The organism is Nitrosomonas communis (genome assembly GCF_900114745.1).
Taxonomy (GTDB): Bacteria; Pseudomonadota; Gammaproteobacteria; order Burkholderiales; family Nitrosomonadaceae; genus Nitrosomonas; species Nitrosomonas communis_A.
In genome coordinates, this window is the sequence record NZ_FOUB01000061.1 from 1 (window position 1) to 19,816 (window position 19,816).

A 19,816-nucleotide genomic window follows, 5' to 3' on the forward strand; every position below is an offset into this window, starting at 1 on the left:
GCCCAATTGTTCAGCGTATGGTGGATATTAACTGGTTACCGAGTGCTCTGCACAGCGGAGGTATAGGCTCTGGTATCGTCACAGATTATTGGGCCGTGGTAGGACGTCTTGCGGCGCAATGGCCAATAGGAGGCAGCATGAATTTCATGCTTGGGGGAGAATTAGGGTACGCGCCAAATGTACCAAAACGCAGCGCGATAAAAACGGGAGCGGCGGGTAATGCCGATGGACTCGCAGCTCAAGTCTCTTTCAATTTTATCGATATCGTTCCAAAGCACAGTCTCGGATTTGCGCTCGCTCGTATCGGTGATGGCTGGCTACTGACGCCATCCTTTAATGATAATGCCTATGTGGCCGAGGTGCGCTATAAATGGGTTATCGATAAAAATCATACCGTCGAAGCCCGTATGCGCTATAGCGAGGATATCCGACAGCGTACAAACTCGTCACAAAAACGTCAGGATATCGATTATTTTTTGCGTTACACATATAGATTTTAGATTCTATTGATATTTCTTTATTAGAGCTTGCTCATAAAATATAAGCTACTGTTTTTTAAGAGATAATATTGTAAAAATCACTTTTTGAGTGCAAGGTTTTTAAATAAATTATGCAAAAACCCTTGTACTTGATTTGATCTCAAGCTCACCTAAGTTTGCTCAATTTTATTAAATTAACGTGGATTCGGGATAAGAAAGGCAGCAAAAAGGAATCTCAATTCCTTATGATGAAAGGATTTTCAAAAAGAGTTTCATTATTATTCGGGAGAAGAAACTCTCGCTTAATATCAGACTGCATTAAGCTTTTCCAATTATGATGGCGTGATTCTTATATCGAACTCACGTTAATTTATTAATGACATCTATCTTCTATAAGTAAGCTGTTTCCTCCGCCTACCAATGCTCAAAATAAACTATTTTATTAGTCCGCGTATAACCCATTGATTTTTATTGCTCAAAAAATACATGCTTGTGGACTTCGAACTTGCAAGACGGCTAGGGGTGGAGAGAATAATGGCGCAAAGAGAGAAAAATTGAGAAAATTTATGGAGTTTCTTGGAATCTCGAAGTCCGCAACAATTTGCATGAACCCTCGTAAACACGCAGGAGTAGACGAAAAAAAACCAACCGGATGAAGGGTTGGTTTTTGGTATTGGTGGAGGTAAGGGGAAATGAGCACAGGTACACAAGATTGCTAACAAGTGCGGAAAGTTGAGAGCTCCTCGGGATAAATAACAATAGATGCAAGTAATAGCGATTTACTTGTAAAGATTTGGATTTCACCTGACATTTTATTATTTTTAATAAACAGATAATGGAGTGTTAAAAAGTGAATCAATCATCAAAGCCTGCATTCAGTATAGCATATCTTCTACCGCCATGCGCATACTGGCCCCAGTAGAATACTCCTATCGAAAATTGGACTATTCACTATCGACGTGGCACTAAGTCCTTTTTTGCTTCCTTGAGAATAACTTGTCCTGTATTCAAGCTTTAATTTCAGGTGTATGTACGCTTGCGCACAGAGAAAACCCGCATCGGAGCGTACGCTAAAGTTATTCCTGGTTTTATCAAACCAGCGATAAAGCGTCAAAACACATCATAGGTGTTTTTTGAAATTACCGAATAGGAGAGCAATTATGCCTTCAAACAAAGGAAAGGATGAGGACAACAAGGGCACCAGCCAGCGTGGGTTTGCTTCTATGGATGAAGACAAGCAACGTGAAATTGCGAGCAAGGGTGGCAAGGCAGCTCATGAGAAGGGTACTGCGCATGAGTTTATCTCAGAGGAAGCACGCGAAGCGGGCCGTGCAGCTCATGATAAGGGTACGGCTCATGAGTTCACCTCAGAGGAAGCGCGTGAGGCAGGTCGCAAAGGTGGGCAGTCACATGGCAAAGGTGCTTCCAAGGATGAAGATGAATCGTCTTCCCGCTCACGTGGTAAAGGTGATTCCGAGGATGAAGATGAATCATCTTCTTCTACCCGTGGCGGGACATCTGAGCAGCATGCTAAAGCAGGCAGGCAAAGTCATAAAAATCGCTAACCAGCAATAATAACGACGAGCAGACAAATCTGCTCGTCATCTTTGTGAGACGTTAGCTTAGGTTTGATATAATTGATTACCTAACGTGAGTTCGACATAACAAAAGCTATAGAAGGCATCGGAATTCCTCATGATGAAGCGATTTTAAAAGAGAATTTGATTACGAGTGGAGCTGGATTTTAATAGGTACTATAAGGTAGCAATTTCGTGTTGTGATTGACGCTTTTTGTAAAGGTTTTGAACCGTGGTGTGATCACGCTTTCATGAGGGGTATCTCCCTTACTTCTTATCTAATCATTGATTGATACTCGGCTATATTCAATTTCTGCCATTAAAACTGGTTTTTTCGTTTGGTTTAGTCTAGCGTCAATCGTTCATGCTGATGAAACCGGGCTTCCGAATGGAAGGCCTGAGCCGATGGTTTTTGACTTAGTTGATCCACTTGGCGCAAAAAAAGGCGAGACTGAAATCAACATGTTTCTTGATTATTCTAACAGCGCAGACCAGCTCAAATGGTCACCTGAAATCGAATATTCATTTATGGACGGCCATGCGATCGAGTTGGAGTTACCCGTCGAAAACACAACTTTAAGTGAGTATAAGGTTTCGCTACAGGGAACTTTGGGAGAGTTGTTTCAAGGGCGAGTGATTCACGGATGGCAAGCTATCGGGCGAAGAAAAAATGATGAAGAAGAGTATGGAGCCGATCTGCTCTACCTGAACGATTATAAATTCTCGGATAAGTGGAGCATGATGAATATGTTTGGCTTCAGACGTACGGCTTTCAATGAAAATGGAGAATTCATCGGTCTGTCAAACAACAGTTTGTTTTATATGTATTCGAAGGGATTCTCGCTCGGGATCGAACTGAACAGCGAAATAACCGAACGCAGCTACCGGTATCGACTAACGCCCCAGATCCAATATGCCTTCAGCAAAAATTCTGTGATTCAGTTTGGGGGCGGGCCCTCTCAACTCAATGAAGAAAAAAGAACCGAATGGCTGGTCACTTCTCGCCTTATCTATGATTTCTAGAGCTATAGCAAGTGTATTGCTTTAAAGCTTTGCAGAAGCTACCATCAAAAAAACGAAGCAAGCATTTTTATCAATCTCACCCTTTTGCCTTAATACCTTCTTTCTTATAGTATCGGTTCATGATGGGTGTCACTGAAATCCCATGCACAACAATCGACATAGCAACTAGTGAGATGACAATGCTGCTCAATCTTAAGGCAAGCTCTTCTGGTAGCCCATGCTGAATTGCAAACATTAAATAATACAGGGATCCTATTCCTCGAATACCGAACCAGCACAGAAGCATCCTTTGCAATTTAGTAACCTTACCACGTATTGTGCCTACCACTACCGAGGCTGGGCGAATTATCAGGAAAACCAGGGGAGCAAACCACAGCACATCTAAAGCCAAAGAACAACTTGAGAGCATTGCTCCCATGATTAACACAATGGCAATTTCCATCATTCTTTCCAATTGCTCATTTGCACTCAGTACAGCGCCTGCCACATAAACGGGTGGTTTTCCCGTAGCATCTATCTGCGCAACCTTATTTTGCTGCTGATATGATTCTTGAGGTAAAGCCTTCAATTTTGAATTCTCCAGTTCAAAATGTCGGAAAGCTAAACCTGCAGCAAATACTGCAAGGAATCCATAAGCGTGCATGAGAACAGCCAGCCCATATGAAAATCCAATTAAACCTAGTGCAATAAACTCATCACGGCCAATTGTCTCCTCACGTCGCTTTCGTAAAGCGACCACTAACTTACCTGTGATAATCCCTGTAAGCGCCCCAATTCCAAGGCCTCCCACTACAGCCCAGAGCAGATCTACTGTGAACCATAGCCAGCCAGCTGCTCCAATTTCATGCAGTCCTATTAACCCCAATCCAAGCATTACAAACGGAAACGCGGTCCCATCGTTTAGCCCGGCTTCTCCCGTCAAGCTATACCGCAGCCTATCCCGGTCATCTGGATGATCCAATTGCACATCTGAAGCCAAGACCGGATCAGTTGGTGCAAGTATGGCACCTAATAATATTGCTGCACCCAGCGAGAAATGCAGAAACACTACTCCTATGAATGCGATCATGCCTACCGTCAGGAGCATCGAGCCAAAAGCAAGCCGTATTGATATCTTCCAGCGCTCATACCCAAGAGAGGAACTTAGCTTCAATCCAGCTGTAAAAAGAGAAACGATCACCGCCAATTCAGTAATTCGTTCCAGAAAGGCAGCATTCTTTATCGGATCTAAATAGATGAGATCAAGTCCTACTGGCCCTAGCACTATCCCGACCAATAGATAAACAATCGTAGTCGTTATTGGTAATCGCTTGACGAGTTTGTCGAGGAAAGCAATTGCTAGCATGAGCCCGCCCAACATCAGGTACCACATCTCAAATCTCATCCAAGCTTCCTATGCCTCATAATAAAAGTAATCGGATTATAGAAAATGCTCTACTGCACTATGCCCTGAGTCATCGTTAACTGGTAGGTTTGACACTTCAGCCGGTTTCAGATATTTTTGTGTCTATTATGAAAAAATATTTATTTTTTCTATATGTGTAATTGCAACGATTGCCCCCGACTACCCGGTCAACTTGAACATTGATCCAGGAACCGACGAACCGTGCGGTCATCATGAGCACAAAGGTCTCATCGCCACCTCCCTCCAGCAAAGATCCAATTTATTCACCCGAAGCGGACGCCTTCGGTCGACCGGAGGGCGGGTCTCGGCGCAAATTATTTACGGTTATCTTCGAGTCGGACACGCAGGCGGGCAAAGTGTTCGACGTGTCGCTACTGTTTGCGATCATCGCGAGTGTCCTAGTGGTGATGCTCGGCAGTGTGCAGAGCCTTGCGGAACACTACCAGAAGCTCTTCAGTGCGCTCGAATGGAGTTTCACGTTGCTTTTTACCGTCGAATATATCGCCCGTCTTTCATGCGTTGAGCGTCCAGGGCGCTATGCGCGCAGCTTTTTTGGTATCGTCGATCTGATCGCGATTTTGCCAACATATCTTGCGTTTTTCTTCCCCGAGCTTATGGTGTTGATAAACATCCGCCTGTTGCGCCTGTTGCGGGTGTTCCGTATCCTCAAGCTCACGGCCTACTTTTATGAGTACAATGCGCTCGGGGCGGCACTTGCTGCGAGCCGGCGTAAAATTTTGGTATTCATATGCACGGTGGCAATCATCGTAGTTCTCCTCGGCACGGTGATGTACGTAGTTGAGGGAACAGAGAACGGCTTCACCAGTATTCCGATCGCCGTTTACTGGTCGATTACTACAATGACCACGGTGGGCTTCGGTGACATCGTGCCGAAGACGGATCTCGGCCATGCGATCGCGAGTATCATTATGCTGCTCGGCTGGGGCGTTCTCGCAGTACCTACAGGCATCGTGACCGCAGAGATGACGAGTCGCCGCATGCGTGAAGATGTATCATCTGCGCGCAGTTGCGAGGTATGTGGCACGCCCGGACACAGACTGCAGGCACGTTATTGCCAGGATTGCGGCGCCAAGCTGCCTGAGTCTTAATCTTGCTGTTTAACGACTACTTTTCAATGACTGCTTGTTGTATAACCTAGCCAGTAAAAATGATTCAGAATGTGTTGCGTTTGAAGAGTATATTATCAGTTTACTTTTGTTGTTTACGCAGTGCCTTGGCCTATTGCTCATTTATGCACAAGGGACCATGAAAATACTCTTTAAATCATTCCTAACTGAATTTGATATAGTGTGGATTTCAAAGGAATTGGATTCTTCAAATGCACTCCCAAGGAATACCTCCGTCAACGACATCCTTCACTGTTTCGTACTCAGAAGCATTCAGCAGAGAAATCAAATTATTGTTGATAATCTCGACACCCTCTTTCCTCTTTGAGGGAATCAACTGATTATGAGTACTGCATGTTTTGTCTAGCCAGGCTTGTGGGTAAGTTCAAATTCCTAAACCAAATAAAAAATAAAAAAATTTTTGATCTTGTCTAACGATAAAAATCGGTTGAACAGTATGTGATTTTCTCAACATACTGTTCTGCTTTACACAACAGAAGGGCACTACCTAATTTTAATAATCTTTAAGGTTTCTGCTTTCCCAGTCGCCAACCTGCTTTTCTGCTTCTTCCTTACTGATTCCATATTTTTTCTGAATATTGCCAACCAACTGATCACGTTTCCCAGCAATCTTGTCGCACTCATCGTCAGTTAGCTCACCCCATTGTTCCTTAACTTTACCTATGAATTGTTTCCAGTTACCTTCTACTTGATCCCAGTTCATCTTGCAGCTCCTTTTTAAGATTGAATTAAGCGCTACTGCTTAATGCTGATTTCATCGAACATCCATAAAATGCACCAGGATTAGTTCGCATTGAAAGCTACACGTGCTAGTTTACGTATAGATTAATATATTATAATACTGACATGACAGGACTTCTGTGCGCTAGTGAACATAGTAATCAACTTAATGTTATCTTCACTTCCAGTGAATTTTTTCGATTCAATATTGATCGTCAACCCTTAACATTTAATACCTGCTTCAAGGTATGCTTGATCTTCACCAGATCATTTTGGTTTCCCATGACTTGATCAATATCTTTATAAGCAGCTGGAATCTCATCAATTTTTGATTCATCTTTAGGGCACTCAATCCCTTTAGTCTGCTCTGCCAAATCAGCAACGGTGTAAATCATTTTTGCCTCATTTCTACCCAGCCTTCTTCCTGCACCATGAGAGCATGAATGAAAAGACTCATCATTGCCAAGGCCTTCGACGATATATGACTTTGCTCCCATACTGCCCGGAATAATGCCTAAATCACCTTTTCTTGCTCTGATTGCGCCTTTACGTGTCACAAGTACACTAGCCCCGAAGTGATGTTCTCTGGCGACATAATTGTGATGGCAGTTTATGGCTTTATCGGTAATGGTAAATGATGGAAAAAATTCACTCATACACTTCAACACAATATCCATCATGACCTGCCTGTTAAATTCAGCAAACTCCTGTGCCCATGACACAGCATTAACATAGTCATCGTATATTTCGGTATGTTCCACAAGGTAAGCCAAATCTTTGTTGGGCAGATTATTCAGGATAAAATAGCGCTCCATTTCTTCCTTGGCTTTCTCAATGAAATAGGAGCCTATTCTGTTGCCCACTCCCCTTGAGCCCGAGTGAAGCATTGCCCAAACATAATCGGATTCATCTATGCATATTTCAATAAAATGCTTCCCGGTGCCAAGGGTACCCAAGTGGCTAATAGTGTTATATCCTTTAGCTTTAGGGTGTTTAGTAGTGATCTCTTCATATTCATCAGAAAGAAACATATTCCAATAATAGGCAATACGCTCAATTGGGTTACTCCATGCTCCCCTGTCTCCACTCCCTCCGTTACTGGTTCTTCCATGAGGTATTCTTTTCTCAATCTCTGAACGCAATTCATAAAGGTTATCAGGCAGCATTGAAGCTTTTAACGATGTTTTAACTGCCATCATTCCACAACCAATATCCACGCCCACAGCAGCTGGGATGATTGCCCCTTTGGTCGGAATAACCGATCCAATAGCTGATCCAATACCAGCATGCACATCAGGCATTACAGCAACATGCTTATGGATGAATGGAAGTTCTGACAGATCTGATAGTTGATCTAATGTGGATTGATCAACTTCATCAGTCCATATTTTTACAGGCGCACCATTACCTAATATTTTCTTTATGGTCATTCTTTTTCACCAGTTTAAATTTAGAATGTTGACCAATTTTTAGCAAATAATTCCCAACAATAGAATGGTATTTCAGTTTTTCGACCGGCCTGCTCTTCCCATCTCTGCCAGGCGATCTTTTTTACACCTATCAGTTTGGCCGCCTGTTTTGTGAAAAACCAGGCTTTTAACCGGGCTTTTTTGAGTTGTTTTTGTTCTGCCATCCAGAATTTAACTGTGATTTGGCATTCACTATATTCTTGATTATTGTTATTTGTTGAAGCTTAGCTATATCCATTGGATATATTGATGTCAAAAAAATATTGACGAGAGATTTATCAGGATTAACTAATGATAATTATTGCTTATCAAGTCGTTAATCCACGAATAGTCCGAGGTTCTTTGTTTTCCAGATCAATTTTATAATGACCTGATATTAGCTGCTTGTTTACCTTTAGGTCCGGTAGCCACTTCGAAAGTGACACGTTCAGCCTCTTTCAGAGACTTGAAGCCGTTACTACTAATAGCGGAAAAGTGTGCAAACAAATCCTCTCCACCATCATCTGGAGTAATAAAGCCATAACCTTTAGCATCATTGAACCATTTAACTGTACCTATTGCCATTTTATTTCCTTAATAATTAATTCAATCATATAGTGATCAGTATTCATAACTGATGTGTTGTTAGGATACCGAGAAAAGCAGATAAAAAAAATACGTGTAAGCACGTAGTAAGCTAACGTGAGTTCGACATAAGAATCATCACATCACGATTGGAAGAGCTTGAGGGAGTCTGATATTAAGCGAGGGTTTCTTCTCGCGAATAATGATGAAATTCTTTTCCTAAATCTTTTTATCATAAGGAGGAATCCAGGTTTCTTTTGCCGCTTTTCTTATGTCGAACTTACGTTACTTAAATAACACCAAAGTGCCACAGTAATACTCCAATGACTACTCAATCAGATAGGAGGTGCGGCTTGAAGATTACAATCAGAGGAATTGATTGAGCAAAAGAATTATTTTAGATTCATTATATGAATGAAAGTGGCAAAAAATGTCGGAAGAAGCCGCTACATACCATTGATTTAATAAACCGATGATCCGGCTTCATCTTCTCAAGGAATCACATTCCAACATTCATAGCTGTATAAAATGGGTGGATGATCCAAAAGACTAATATGCGTGATCGAACCGAATATCCTATTCAATCCTTGCAAAAGCATTCCCCTCCGCATGCCGGCATCCAATTTGAAAGGACGGCCGACATGTTCATATAATGTATACTTGTCTAAAGCATTCACTACAGCATCATTGCCATGCAGATAACGGTAAGTCTTAGCGCCTAAGCCTTTCTCATTGAACGATTCAACAAATGCTGCCGTGCCGACGCAAGGAGAACCGAAAGTATATAAAGCCTTAACTCGTTCAGGAAGTTGATAAGCCAGTGAAGTAGCTATGGCAGCACCAAGACTATGCCCGGTTAACCAGAGGGATTTTGTATTTGTAGCCAAGCGAACTTGTATCTGCGTCCACACGCTTTGTAAGGCTTGCGCAAACCCGGGGTGTACCGGTACGTTGAAAATCGGTGTGCCTTCGGTAACAGGCTGCGGAGACAATCTCTGTATATCGGTTTGAATATCAGCAATAATATCGAGCAATTCCCGCGGTGTTTTGAGGATACTGCTGGGACGCGGAAACTCGGTCCCCCGAAGCGCGATAACCACATAATCGTCGGTTTCTATACCGAATCCTTGCGTGTTCGTTTTATTCGATTCTAGCCAAAAAAATGCTTGTTTCGGAGCTGGAAAACGTTCTTTTAAAATTTGTTCCACATCATGCCGCTCGCAATAAGTAAGTAGCGACAATTCTGCCATCCACCAGGCATTGATGGGGGAATGGCCGGTGCTATTCGGATCAAAGGGGTATGAGGACGCCCCTTCGAAATACTCATACGTTCCCTGTTGTGGCGGCGGGAAGAGTTGAGAAAAATTAGGGATTCCTGCAAAGGTTGCGATTTTTCTCATAGGTTTTGCCATTTAAGTCACCGCTTGTGTGTGTCAACCGTTATCCGCAGATAATTATCGCCATCAAATTCATATTTTTCAAGACATTCTAATCCTTACAACCCATGAAGATCTCTGAAAAATATGTGTAAGAGAGCCACAACACTTTCATGATAATCCATTTAAGCACACTGTGGGACTTAACCCTTAGCAAGATGAGATGAATATTGTATGAAAATTCATTATTGCTAGTTGATTCATTGTCTCTCAGAATCACTATGCAAACCAAGCAATATCTTCTGTGAATTGTTGCAGGAAAACTTATAAATCAGACTAGCTTGGTATTTTTAACTAATTGATTTTATGAGGTACACATACCGAGGAAAACTCTAAAAATACATTTATGCGGAGGTCTCCTTGATGTGGTTATTACTAGTCACAAGCCTTCAAAGCTTAGGAATGACGGATGAATTAAGAATGTCCCGGTGAGTAGAGAGGGCAACCCACCGGGTTGCAAAGGATTATGATAAGTATCAATACAGCAATAATACAAATTACCTTGATACAAATTTTTCATCGGCTAGATAGGAAAAAGCTTTAGCATATTTTTATAGCACTCGAAATAAGCATTACCCATACTCAAGATAAGGCTGTTATCCACAGCATTATCCACGGAAAATGTGGATAACGAGCAAGCCTATGCCTTTAAAACTATGGGCATCATACACAGCAATTCCTATTGCTTCCATACTGCTCTACGTTTTAATGGATCGCATCATAGCAAGACTAGAACCACAAGAAGAACAAATCGCACAAGAAGAGATCATATAAATTAAAGCAGCGGGGTCGATATCACTACACACTCAAACCAACTCTCAACAATCAATAGAATTAATACACGTAGTCAATCCTGCCGTATTGGAACAAGCAGATTAGACTAAAACTTCATCCTATATATCAAGCAAGGCAAGCTATAGATTAGCTACACAACGCTAAACACCACGTTATTCCAGCCATAAAGTATTGTTTGGATGTTAAAAATAGGTTGCCTGATGAAAGCTCGGTAATTGCAGCGACAACTTTACAAGGAGCTAATAATGAAAAAGGAACATGGCAACATCGAAGCTAAATCAAATCGTGATTACTCTAAAATCCTTCGACAGTTTTGCAATGAAAAGAATTACTCTGGCGTATTGCTGGTCGATTATGGGACATATGATAATCTCTTATACAAGAATGAAACCCATATTATTGCGCCAATACCTCAGCAATTAAAATATCAAGATAAGATAATTGTTGCCCCCTCTGTGGATGAACATAACACGACTGTTGCTCTTGAGTATGGCTCACTTTTTGCTGTTATCAATATGCTTGACAATCAGTATGGCGAGATAGAAGAGCTTGAGCCAGGTTTTTCAGTTATTACAATAAATTATCTTTGCCAGTTGACAGATGATATTTTAAACGGCAAGCAAGAGCAGCTCCAATTCATATTGCCGCCGCCGAAAAATCTTCAATAGAATTTCTTTAATTCTGAACTTGCTGGCACCCGAAATTATCGCACGATTGATCAGCACGTCGGGTGTAGTGCTGGAGCAAGGAATGCGGGGCCCATGGACGTACTCATGGAGGGATCAAATCCGCGTACATTTGCCGTTGGCATGATATGCTACTTACTTAAGGCCGCCTTCGAGCGGTATTTTTTTGCCATATTCACGTGATTTCGGAATAAGAGAAGCAGCAAAAGGAATCTGAATTCCTTATGATAAATGAATTTTAGAAAAGAAGTTCCTCATTATTCATGAGAAGAAACCCTCGCTTAATATCAGACTCCCTCAAGCTCCCACGGTCGTAGCTTAATGATTCTTATGTCGAGCTAACGTTAGCTATACAATCGGAAGCCAAGGCTCTTTTTCGCGTTTGGCATGTTTACGACTGGCACTGGATTTGCTTGGGTGATATCGGGTGGTCAGCTGTTTACGGCCGCCTTTAGCGAGCTTATAAAAAATTACTTGAGCATGGCTCTTGAGCAGAGAGAGTTCTGCTACTGTTTATTAAGCCTAGCATTCTCTGCTTCGATTTCTTTGAATTTCCTGGCCTTATCCATCAGAGACCACCATCGGTCTTGCGCCAGCGGTTGTAGCTCTTGTCACTTATACCTGCTTGCTTGCATGCTTCCAGCAAAGTCTTGCCATTGGCCATCATTACTTCAATGACGTGTAGCAGATTCACGATCTGCTCAGGTTTTAACCGCTTCCCTAATGCTAACATTTCTTGCTTTTTTAATCGAATTGGTTAAGTTAATTCCTCTCTCAACTCGTTGTACAAAAAATAATCTCAATAATCAGCTTCTAAATTTCTTTTTCAGCTCATGAAATAAGATTGCTGGCAACGACAATGCTAAATTAAGAAATGTCAATGGGATGATAGTAAGGAGCCCACAACCCTTTGTAAAATTCGGATTCTTATCGATGTAAAATTTAATGTGCGGGTTGCTGCAGCAGCGCCAATATTCTGTTTCGTGCGGCTTCACTTTAGTAACCCATCCCACCTTCTTAACCAGTGGATTAGATTCGTTCACCTGCTCCAATCCAAATTGTTGAGCCAACTGTATCATCAATGCCTGTATATGCGCAGGAATGGTTTGGTTGTATTTCGGATATACCTGATAGGTATATTTCGCTACCATCGCGTAGAAGCTAGGACTGACAGGAGCATATAAGAAATATGCGCGCTTTTTCGGGTGTAGCAATTTGAACTTCGCAGCCTCTAACAACCAGTACGATAGATTAGCATTGCTTTGTCGATACCCATGGAGCAATCCTACTTCGGCCCTGAAGATAACCAGAGGATGGTGCTCCACAGATTTTTCGAAACAGTGAACACCAAAATAGCCGACGACTTCCCCCTGTTTGTTTCGGTATACATACAGCTTTGTGTCCTTAGCTGGGGAATTTACGACGTAATGGTCAAATTCATCTTCATCAAGCCCAGAAAAAACCGCTTCATGAATCGCGTATAACTTCTTGCTGATCGTTTGTCGATCCTCTCGAGTTAGCTTACCGGGATCGACTTTTTCTACGCGAAAAACTTTGGACATGCGGATGACTCAGAAAATACTTGAGTGTAGAAAAATAAACGCTTTTTTTCATATGAATAAAAGTACAGAAAAGCAGATGGAGTGTCAAGCGCTATCACAAATGATCAAAAATTCAAAAAATTTTCGTTCAAATGTCAACAGCGTCATCGGGCCCACAGCTTCATTAGGAACAAGCGCCATTACTGGCAGGCCTAAATTTGCAGCGCTCAGTAATCAATTAGCATAAATAAGTTCTATCATTAAAAAAATATTTACTTGCGGACTTCGCACTTGCATGACGGGCAGGAGTGGAGAGAATAGTGAGGCAAAGAGAGAAAAACTGAGCTGATTTGCCGGATTTCTTGAAACCTTGAAGTCCGCATGAACCCGCATGAACCCGCGAGAGTACGCGAAAAAACAAACGGATGAAAGGTTGGTCTTTGGTGTTGGTGGGGAATGCTTTTGCCTAGCTAAAGCAGTACCGGGCAATAGCGAAACAATACTACAAATTGAAGTGAAATTTTGAGAGTATGGTAGCCATGGCGTGTGGATATCTGTGGCTACCTATGTGAAATATCAACAGACCCTAGGTTTTCGCAACATTGGAACAATCGGCGGGCAATCTGCCACTTGGATATTACCAAGCGCATCAAATCCATGCCGCTCATATAAGGGAACATTCTGCGAACTCGAGGCTTCCAGGTAGGCGAAAACCATTTGATCATCTAATGTGTTCAAAACGTGACTCAACAAGGCTGAACCGATTCCTTTCCTGTGGTGCGCGGGGTCAACTCCAATGAGCGATAGATGCCAATGAGCTTCCCGCGGATAAAAGACATCCATTTGTTCGAACAACGACGACATCGCGTCCTTCCGTTTTGCGTCTACCGTATCCTGGATAACCTCCTTTAGGGATGCCCCATCCGGTGCTACACCCGGCGGTAGCCACAATGCGACACCGGAAAAATCCTTAAAGTAATTGGCTGTTCCGTGTTTAATGGCTCTGCCTCCAAATACTTGAGCAAAGCGCGGAAATGCCTTCAAGTACTGCCGTGGATCCGGCCATGCCCAACGGCTAATCGGGTCACTGCAGAAAGCTAGAGTGAGCACTGTCAAGCACTGCTCAACATCGGCTGCTGTAGCAGTGTGGATTAATGAATCAGCCATGATTTAATACCTCTTTTTGCTGTATTTTGGCGAATAGCGCCTCGAAACCCTGCCCCTAATAGTCTGTGCACTAAGTGTTATATAACTAGTACGTATGTAAATGTCAACAGACTCTAAATAAAACACTAGAAAAGAATGAAACTTCCTTTTCTCAAGATTTTCATATTTACTATATCAATTCCGATGAACGCATTGAGCAGGAGATCAATATCATGTTGATGAATCGGCGAAAATTTCTTGGTTTGACCGGCGCGTCCGCCTTAGTGGCAACATGCACACCCAGCGCGGCTCTGGGCCAATCCCTTTTGAATCGACCACAGGAGACTTTTGCTGCAATGCTAAAAAATATGCAAGGACTTCCTCAGCAAAAAAATATGCTTTTGGGATATCCGATCAATATGACTGCACCGCCGGAGGAATTTTTTGCCTGGCGCAAAGAGCTATTTGCAGTTGGTCTTAATCAGTTTAGTTTTAACAACGTCGGCAATCCCTATGCTCATAGCCATGTCCCTTTTAATAGTCATTTGTTTGAAAGAGAGCTCATAAACCGGTTCGGAGCAGTATATGGCTTTTCACCTGATAATATCTGGGGTTTTCTCAGCAATAGCGGTACCGATAGCAATATGCACGGGCTGTATATGGGGCGCACATTGCTTAAAAGCCAGACAGGGGTGATACCTAAAATATATTTCACGAGAGAAGCGCATTACTCCATCCAAATTCTCACAGATTTATTGAATCTGGAATGGGTAGTAGTCAGTACTGCTCGTGATGGCAGCATGGATATAGATGATCTGGAAAGGCAATTGAAAGCCAATGCTAATCACCCGGCTTTGGTGGTGGCAACGATTGGCACAACTTTCAAGGGTGCAGTCGATTCCATAGAAGGTATCCAAGCAAAGCTTAAAGGCCGCACAGCTTATCTTCACCTGGATGCAGCGCTGTTTGGGGGTTATCTGCCTCATACCCAATTTGCGACTGAGCTGTTACATGAAATCTCAGATGAGGGAACAGGGGGTAAAGTAAAACGTTATGATTCCATTGCCGTCTCATGCCACAAATTCTTCGGATTCCCTGCACCAGCAGGCTTATTCATCACGACCAGAGCAAATTTTGAGACGTTTCTTACCCAGTTTGGTAAGATTCATGACCCTGATTATATTCTGCAGATTCCTGGAACGATTACTTGTTCGCGTGATGCGGTGAAACCTGCCGAGTTTTATTTTTTCAGCTCGGAAGCGGCTTTTAGCAAGCAAGCTGCTGATGCCAAAAGCATGCTGGATAATACTACCTATTTATTAAAGGAAATGATGGCGCACTACAGTTATTTACAACCTGTGAGAGCTAATCACCAATCAAATACGATTTATTTCAGAAAACCAAGTGATACTGTAGTTAATCGCTATAGTTTGGCGGCTATGGGGATAGAGGTTGATAGGAAACGTGTTCCTTATGCACACGTGGTCGTCATGCCGCATGCTAACAAGAAAATTCTAGATCGATTTCTAACTGATCTGGGTAAAAAGGAAGGTTAACTCTGTCCCCGGTAGAGCATTAAAAGAAAAATTTTTTTTGAAAGTATATTAACGTGAGTTCGGGATAGGAAAGGCAGCAAAAGGGATGTGAATTTCTTATGATAAAAGAATTTTAGAAAAGAGTTTCATAGCTATTCGCGAGAAGAAACCCACGCTTAATATCAGACTCACTCAAGCTCTTCCAGCTGGAGTGGAATGCTTCTTATGTCGAGCTCACGTTAACAGATAAATTACCTTGTTCTCTTTTCTTTATCAAAAAATCCAATCCGTTTTAACCTTCTACGTTATTGCTTAATTTCTGAGCAATCTCCCGATAGTCCCCTAGAGGCTGCGCAGTTATTGTTCGATTGGGCGACATTGCCTGGGCAAGCGGCTTCGACAATGCACGAAGGTTTCCAATCATCCTGACACTGCACGCCGTCTTTGGCAAGTTCGACAAGCGGTGTTTGTGCTGGATCATTCCAGCGCACAAACTTATCCCAGAATCCGCATTCTATGGCAATTTTTTCCAGAGGTCCTAAGATCAGTTTGTTGAATTCGAGACAAGGCGCCTGAGGCGCACAATTGCTGCGAACGTCCCCTTGCGCACTGAGGGATAGTCCGTAACTCGAAAGGGGAACCAACGCGTTTCCCTTCGAATTGGTGAGGTCACTGGTACAAAGGAAAATTATTTCTCGGGCCAGATCTCTCGGAGGGGTGCCGATCTGACATTGATACTGTTCTTCGGTCAAAACCATGTCTTCATTAATGCCTAAAAGCCGCGCGAGTTGATCCGCCTTCTTTCTCCCCAATGGCTGGTTAATCTGGTCAGGCTGTCGGTATTTAGGAGGCGCCAAGATTTGCCATCTCGGGTCTGTCTGGCAAGCGAGTGGCCAAAAAATGTTCTGGTTTTGACTGTCTCTAACCTCAAGAGCCTGCTCGGAAAAATATTTCGCCATATCAGAGTAAGGACAGCCCTCGGGATTCTCAACAAGGCACTGGTAGACCTTTTGGGGAAGCGCGGCACTGTAGGCGGGCATGTTGGCAGCAATTTCGGGATTCGAAACGTACAGGAGTATGAAGTTTGTGAGGTAGATACCAGGCGATAAAGGTACGCCGTAAGGTTCTACATATATACTGGGAGATCCGGAAGTCGTCTCCAGAATTTTTCCAGTATGGGTACTGTGCTCCTGAGCATAGAGACTTCCGGCCCATACAATCAACAGGAAAACCAGCGTTGCGTTTAGAAAACTTTTCGTCCGCATCTTCATGATCCTCCCGATAGAGAAAGAGAAAAAGCGCCGGTTGGCAAACTGCGCTGTGCATTCAACAGTTATGGAGTGTCGACTGACAGTACTGTAATGAATATTATGTTCCAGTTCACCTAGAGATCTTACGCTCCTTGATCTGCTCCACGGCGATGCTCTCAACACGCACTATGCCATTATCACTCGCTTCGGTCGTTCCTGCTGGCCCTCCAGCGGTGTAAACTGCAGTCACATCAAGGCTCTCGGTGCTTTCAATCACCAAAAATCCGTCTACCCTCCCATGAATAGGTAAGGGCGTAATTTCGGAATCATTTATTTGCTCGCAACCAACGCCAAGAGCGTGCTCCGCTATCAACTCTCCCTCAGTAAATGGAGATACTGGCCCTGGTTGTTGCGGTGCAAATTGATTGACAAGAGCGATCTTCTTTCGAAACTTCACATTCTGTTCATTTGGATTGTGGATATTAACAACTGTTGCATACGATCCGGGAAGGAACAAATTGTGTTCGAGAGAGGTTCTCGTCAGGTTTGCTCCACAGACAAACTTTACTGCATATTGAAATTTAAATGTGCCGCTACCTTTCTCGTTCGCTGCCACAAGACCAGGCAGCACTAATAAATGCACTAAAGCGATAGCGAACACATTAATTAGCAGAGTTGTCTTTTTCATTGATCATCTCGTGGAAAGTGTGAGGTTGACCACTTCTAAAGTAGTTGCTGACCTTCACTCGGCCGAATCAATCAATAAAGAACAAGGATAACCGGCAGTTTAAGCAGAGTTATGGATCAACAGCATAATGCTAATAATGCTAAGGGATAGCAAACAGGTAGACAATAAATCATTTGCATACAATTTTAATCCTTTGCGGGCAGGAAGATAGCATCAGCTATACTTGATCAAATAATCCCGGCAACCAGCGCCCAACCAATGATCAGCATGGCTCCTGCCACGATCAGTTGCACGACTCTAAGAGTTACCTTGCGCAGGAGCTTCTTGCCCGAGAAAGCGCCTATGAAGGCAGCAAGGGTTGCAACGGCACAAGCCTTGGTCGGGATAGCAGTCATCGCGTTGCAGCCGGCGACAAGCGCGTGATGCCCTACGGTTTTCGGATTCGGTCGCCACCTCTACAGCAGTCGCCAACCACAACCAGTTGCCTCTAAACCAGCGCCAAAGCTAGAGGTAGTGTCAGGAACGCTCTCGAGACATATAGAGAAAACAGAGAACAGAGAGACCGTTGAGGGGAGAAAAATGGTGGAATGTGGCAGGTAACGCTCGCGAGGAAAATGCTAGAAGGCGCGTCAACACTGGGTAAACGAGCAATAAAAAACCCCACCCGAGAATGGTTGAGGTTTGGTTGTTGATGGTGGGGTGGAAACCCGCACCAAACCATGCTATATGAGCGCATTCGGAACAGTGCTAACTGTTGCGGAGAGCTACATAAAACCCTTCTGGCTATTATCTTATCAGGAAATTGCTCATTTTATTTCCATAAATTTGGTAAAAACTACTGTCACTAGACGGTGATCTTGACTTTAAATATACTGACTTATGTGCGTTTAGCCTGGTGTCGATAGTCGATTTTAGCCGTCTGCACCCAAGCTGCGCTAGCCCACCTACTTTTAGAAGTTAGTAGATTAGTTGTAAGCATAAGTGGCTGAGCTCCGGACTGTTAATCCGACGGTCCCAGGTTCGAGCCCTGATCGGGGAGTCAAGCGTGCATAGCCTACTGTTATATAACTGTATATGTGGCGTACTTGATAAGTATATAAGAAGGCATGCCGGGCTATTAGTTTTGATTTAGATATTGGAGGGCAACTATCTTTTATACTCTCAGGCTTCTCAAATTCTACGTTACCTATTTATTAATGCTGAAAGAATGCTGAAAACGGGAGGCTATCTGAGCAATGTGCGATAACGAACAGAACTCGCTTGCTTTTATGCGTAGAGTCTGAAACTGATGAGAAAGATAGTTTACATATCAAAAACAAACCTGTTTAGGAGGAAATATGGATATTGAAGTTGGTGGTTTTCTTGGTTTTGTCATACTCGTCCTGGATATTTGGGCTATTATAAAAGTCACTCAAAGCGGCGCTTCAACCGGAAATAAAGTATTTTGGGGGTTTTGCTCCTGATGCTGCCCGTGGTCGGTTTGATCATTTGGTGGTTTGCAGGACCCAAGGCGATTAACTGATATCTGATTTGTCGACATGGAGATAGAAGCTGTCAGCCAGCGGACGTGCTTTTAGCCTTGATGACAATCAGAACTAAAATCTCTCCCCCTGGTATTTTTATTACCCTAATTCGAATGGAGTCACACCGCATCGAACACACGATGCAGCAATCGATCAGGCTGTGTTCGCCGCTGTACGTCCGGACCGTTTCGAATACCATATTCATACTATAACGCTCACGGCAAATCTACGCTACTACTAGGGTCTGTGGACATTTCACATAGGTAGCCACAGATATCCACACGCGATAGCTACCATACTTTCGTAATTTCTTTTCAGTTTGTCGTATCGTTTTTCTATTCCCCGATACTGCTTTAGTCGGGCAAAGGCGTTTTCTACCAAATGCCGGTACCTATACAAGCCCCAATCCATATCTGCGTGATCCTTCAGCGAATTGCGCTTTCTTGGGATCACGGCCCTGGCTCCTTTCTTTATGATCTGCTCACGTATGCACTCACTGTCATAGCCTTTATCCGCTACAATCGCTTGAGCATCAGGTATAGCATATCCCCTATAAATTGATTATAATTTAAGGATGACCTATCCGATATCATTTCGTCGTAAAGTATTATCCGTTCGGGAGAAGGAGAATCTCTCAATCGCGCAAGTGGCCAAGCGTTTTTGCGTAGGTGTCGCCAGCGTGACGCGTTGGATCAAAACTCCCGATCCCAAGACAACTCGCAACAAACCTGCAACTAAGATCGACATGGAGATTTTGGCGCAAGACATAAAGAATTATGCAGACGCGTATCAGCATGAGCGCACCAAAGGGCTTGGGGTTAGTGTTTAAGG

The 19,816-nt window shown here is 43.2% G+C and carries 21 protein-coding genes and 1 pseudogene; 9 read left to right on the top strand and 13 right to left on the bottom strand.

Annotated elements, in window-relative coordinates:
• The 3 genes from BM122_RS23500 to BM122_RS16375 form a co-directional block, all read left to right on the top strand.
• A partial coding sequence (locus tag BM122_RS23500; protein WP_177198177.1) for a hypothetical protein occupies positions 1-500 on the top strand: 500 nt, incomplete at its 5' end.
• Positions 501-1,639: 1,139 nt separating this feature from the next.
• Complete coding sequence (locus BM122_RS16370) at positions 1,640-2,044, top strand: KGG domain-containing protein (RefSeq protein WP_074906675.1); 405 nt, start codon at positions 1,640-1,642, stop codon at positions 2,042-2,044.
• Positions 2,045-2,461: 417 nt separating this feature from the next.
• Positions 2,462-3,079 (top strand): hypothetical protein, encoded by a 618-nt coding sequence (locus tag BM122_RS16375; RefSeq protein WP_256212142.1) that lies wholly within the window; start codon positions 2,462-2,464, stop codon positions 3,077-3,079.
• Positions 3,080-3,155: 76 nt separating this feature from the next.
• Here BM122_RS16375 and BM122_RS16380 read toward each other — a convergent pair whose 3' ends face one another.
• Positions 3,156-4,463 (bottom strand): cation:proton antiporter, encoded by a 1,308-nt coding sequence (locus BM122_RS16380; RefSeq protein ID WP_074906676.1) that lies wholly within the window; start codon positions 4,461-4,463, stop codon positions 3,156-3,158.
• Positions 4,464-4,696: 233 nt separating this feature from the next.
• Between BM122_RS16380 and BM122_RS16385 the strand changes: the two genes are divergently transcribed.
• Positions 4,697-5,593 carry an ion transporter gene (locus BM122_RS16385; RefSeq protein ID WP_074906677.1) on the top strand — a complete coding sequence of 299 codons (897 nt, stop codon included), beginning with the start codon at positions 4,697-4,699 and terminating at the stop codon, positions 5,591-5,593.
• A gap of 532 nt (positions 5,594-6,125) precedes the next feature.
• Here the strand turns inward: BM122_RS16385 and BM122_RS16395 are convergent.
• The 5 genes from BM122_RS16395 to BM122_RS16415 all read right to left on the bottom strand — a co-directional run bounded on the left by BM122_RS16395 (position 6,126) and on the right by BM122_RS16415 (position 9,797).
• On the bottom strand, positions 6,126-6,335 hold the full coding sequence (locus BM122_RS16395) for a CsbD family protein (protein WP_074906679.1): 210 nt from the start codon (positions 6,333-6,335) through the stop codon (positions 6,126-6,128).
• Between the two features lie 232 nt (positions 6,336-6,567).
• Positions 6,568-7,782 carry an RtcB family protein gene (locus BM122_RS16400; RefSeq protein WP_074906680.1) on the bottom strand — a complete coding sequence of 405 codons (1,215 nt, stop codon included), beginning with the start codon at positions 7,780-7,782 and terminating at the stop codon, positions 6,568-6,570.
• A 20-nt stretch (positions 7,783-7,802) separates the two neighbouring features.
• Positions 7,803-7,985: a hypothetical protein gene (locus BM122_RS16405; RefSeq protein WP_074906681.1), complete on the bottom strand. Its 183-nt coding sequence runs from the start codon at positions 7,983-7,985 to the stop codon at positions 7,803-7,805.
• Positions 7,986-8,181: 196 nt separating this feature from the next.
• Positions 8,182-8,385: a cold-shock protein gene (locus BM122_RS16410; RefSeq protein ID WP_074906682.1), complete on the bottom strand. Its 204-nt coding sequence runs from the start codon at positions 8,383-8,385 to the stop codon at positions 8,182-8,184.
• 491 nt (positions 8,386-8,876) lie between these two features.
• Entirely contained in the window at positions 8,877-9,797 is a 921-nt protein-coding gene (locus tag BM122_RS16415; protein ID WP_083398550.1) for a lipase family protein, read from the bottom strand.
• Positions 9,798-10,861: 1,064 nt separating this feature from the next.
• Between BM122_RS16415 and BM122_RS16420 the strand changes: the two genes are divergently transcribed.
• On the top strand, positions 10,862-11,284 hold the full coding sequence (locus BM122_RS16420; RefSeq protein WP_074906684.1) for a hypothetical protein: 423 nt from the start codon (positions 10,862-10,864) through the stop codon (positions 11,282-11,284).
• 586 nt (positions 11,285-11,870) lie between these two features.
• Here BM122_RS16420 and BM122_RS25350 read toward each other — a convergent pair.
• Together BM122_RS25350 and BM122_RS16425 are read right to left on the bottom strand one after the other, a co-directional pair.
• A complete protein-coding gene (locus BM122_RS25350; protein ID WP_256212143.1) occupies positions 11,871-11,996 on the bottom strand; it encodes a hypothetical protein in 126 nt (41 codons plus the stop codon).
• 112 nt (positions 11,997-12,108) lie between these two features.
• Entirely contained in the window at positions 12,109-12,864 is a 756-nt protein-coding gene (locus tag BM122_RS16425; RefSeq protein WP_074906685.1) for a hypothetical protein, read from the bottom strand.
• Positions 12,865-12,868: 4 nt separating this feature from the next.
• Here BM122_RS16425 and BM122_RS22620 point away from each other — a divergent pair, with 4 nt between their 5' ends.
• Positions 12,869-13,090: a hypothetical protein gene (locus BM122_RS22620; protein WP_143083488.1), complete on the top strand. Its 222-nt coding sequence runs from the start codon at positions 12,869-12,871 to the stop codon at positions 13,088-13,090.
• A 329-nt stretch (positions 13,091-13,419) separates the two neighbouring features.
• On the opposite strand, the gene BM122_RS16430 is transcribed toward BM122_RS22620, so the two are convergent.
• Positions 13,420-14,010, bottom strand: a complete 591-nt coding sequence (locus BM122_RS16430) for a GNAT family N-acetyltransferase (protein ID WP_074906686.1) — start codon at positions 14,008-14,010, stop codon at positions 13,420-13,422.
• 212 nt (positions 14,011-14,222) lie between these two features.
• Between BM122_RS16430 and BM122_RS16435 the strand changes: the two genes are divergently transcribed.
• Positions 14,223-15,545, top strand: a complete 1,323-nt coding sequence (locus tag BM122_RS16435; RefSeq protein ID WP_074906687.1) for a pyridoxal-dependent decarboxylase — start codon at positions 14,223-14,225, stop codon at positions 15,543-15,545.
• A 284-nt stretch (positions 15,546-15,829) separates the two neighbouring features.
• Here BM122_RS16435 and BM122_RS16440 read toward each other — a convergent pair whose 3' ends face one another.
• From BM122_RS16440 to BM122_RS23505, 3 genes are all read right to left on the bottom strand, one after another.
• Positions 15,830-16,795, bottom strand: a complete 966-nt coding sequence (locus BM122_RS16440; RefSeq protein WP_074906688.1) for a hypothetical protein — start codon at positions 16,793-16,795, stop codon at positions 15,830-15,832.
• Positions 16,796-16,904: 109 nt separating this feature from the next.
• Positions 16,905-17,462, bottom strand: a complete 558-nt coding sequence (locus BM122_RS16445; RefSeq protein ID WP_074906689.1) for a hypothetical protein — start codon at positions 17,460-17,462, stop codon at positions 16,905-16,907.
• A gap of 227 nt (positions 17,463-17,689) precedes the next feature.
• A complete protein-coding gene (locus BM122_RS23505) occupies positions 17,690-17,857 on the bottom strand; it encodes a hypothetical protein (RefSeq protein ID WP_177198178.1) in 168 nt (55 codons plus the stop codon).
• A 942-nt stretch (positions 17,858-18,799) separates the two neighbouring features.
• Between BM122_RS23505 and BM122_RS16450 the strand changes: the two genes are divergently transcribed.
• A complete protein-coding gene (locus tag BM122_RS16450; protein ID WP_256212145.1) occupies positions 18,800-18,925 on the top strand; it encodes a hypothetical protein in 126 nt (41 codons plus the stop codon).
• Between the two features lie 315 nt (positions 18,926-19,240).
• Here BM122_RS16450 and BM122_RS16455 read toward each other — a convergent pair.
• Positions 19,241-19,525, bottom strand: a pseudogene (locus BM122_RS16455) (transposase); the annotation flags it as partial.
• Positions 19,526-19,559: 34 nt separating this feature from the next.
• On the opposite strand from BM122_RS16455, the gene BM122_RS16460 reads away from it, so the two are divergent.
• Positions 19,560-19,814, top strand: coding sequence for an IS630 transposase-related protein (locus tag BM122_RS16460; protein ID WP_256212146.1), 255 nt, complete (start codon positions 19,560-19,562; stop codon positions 19,812-19,814).
• The last annotated feature ends 2 nt before the right edge of the window (positions 19,815-19,816 follow it).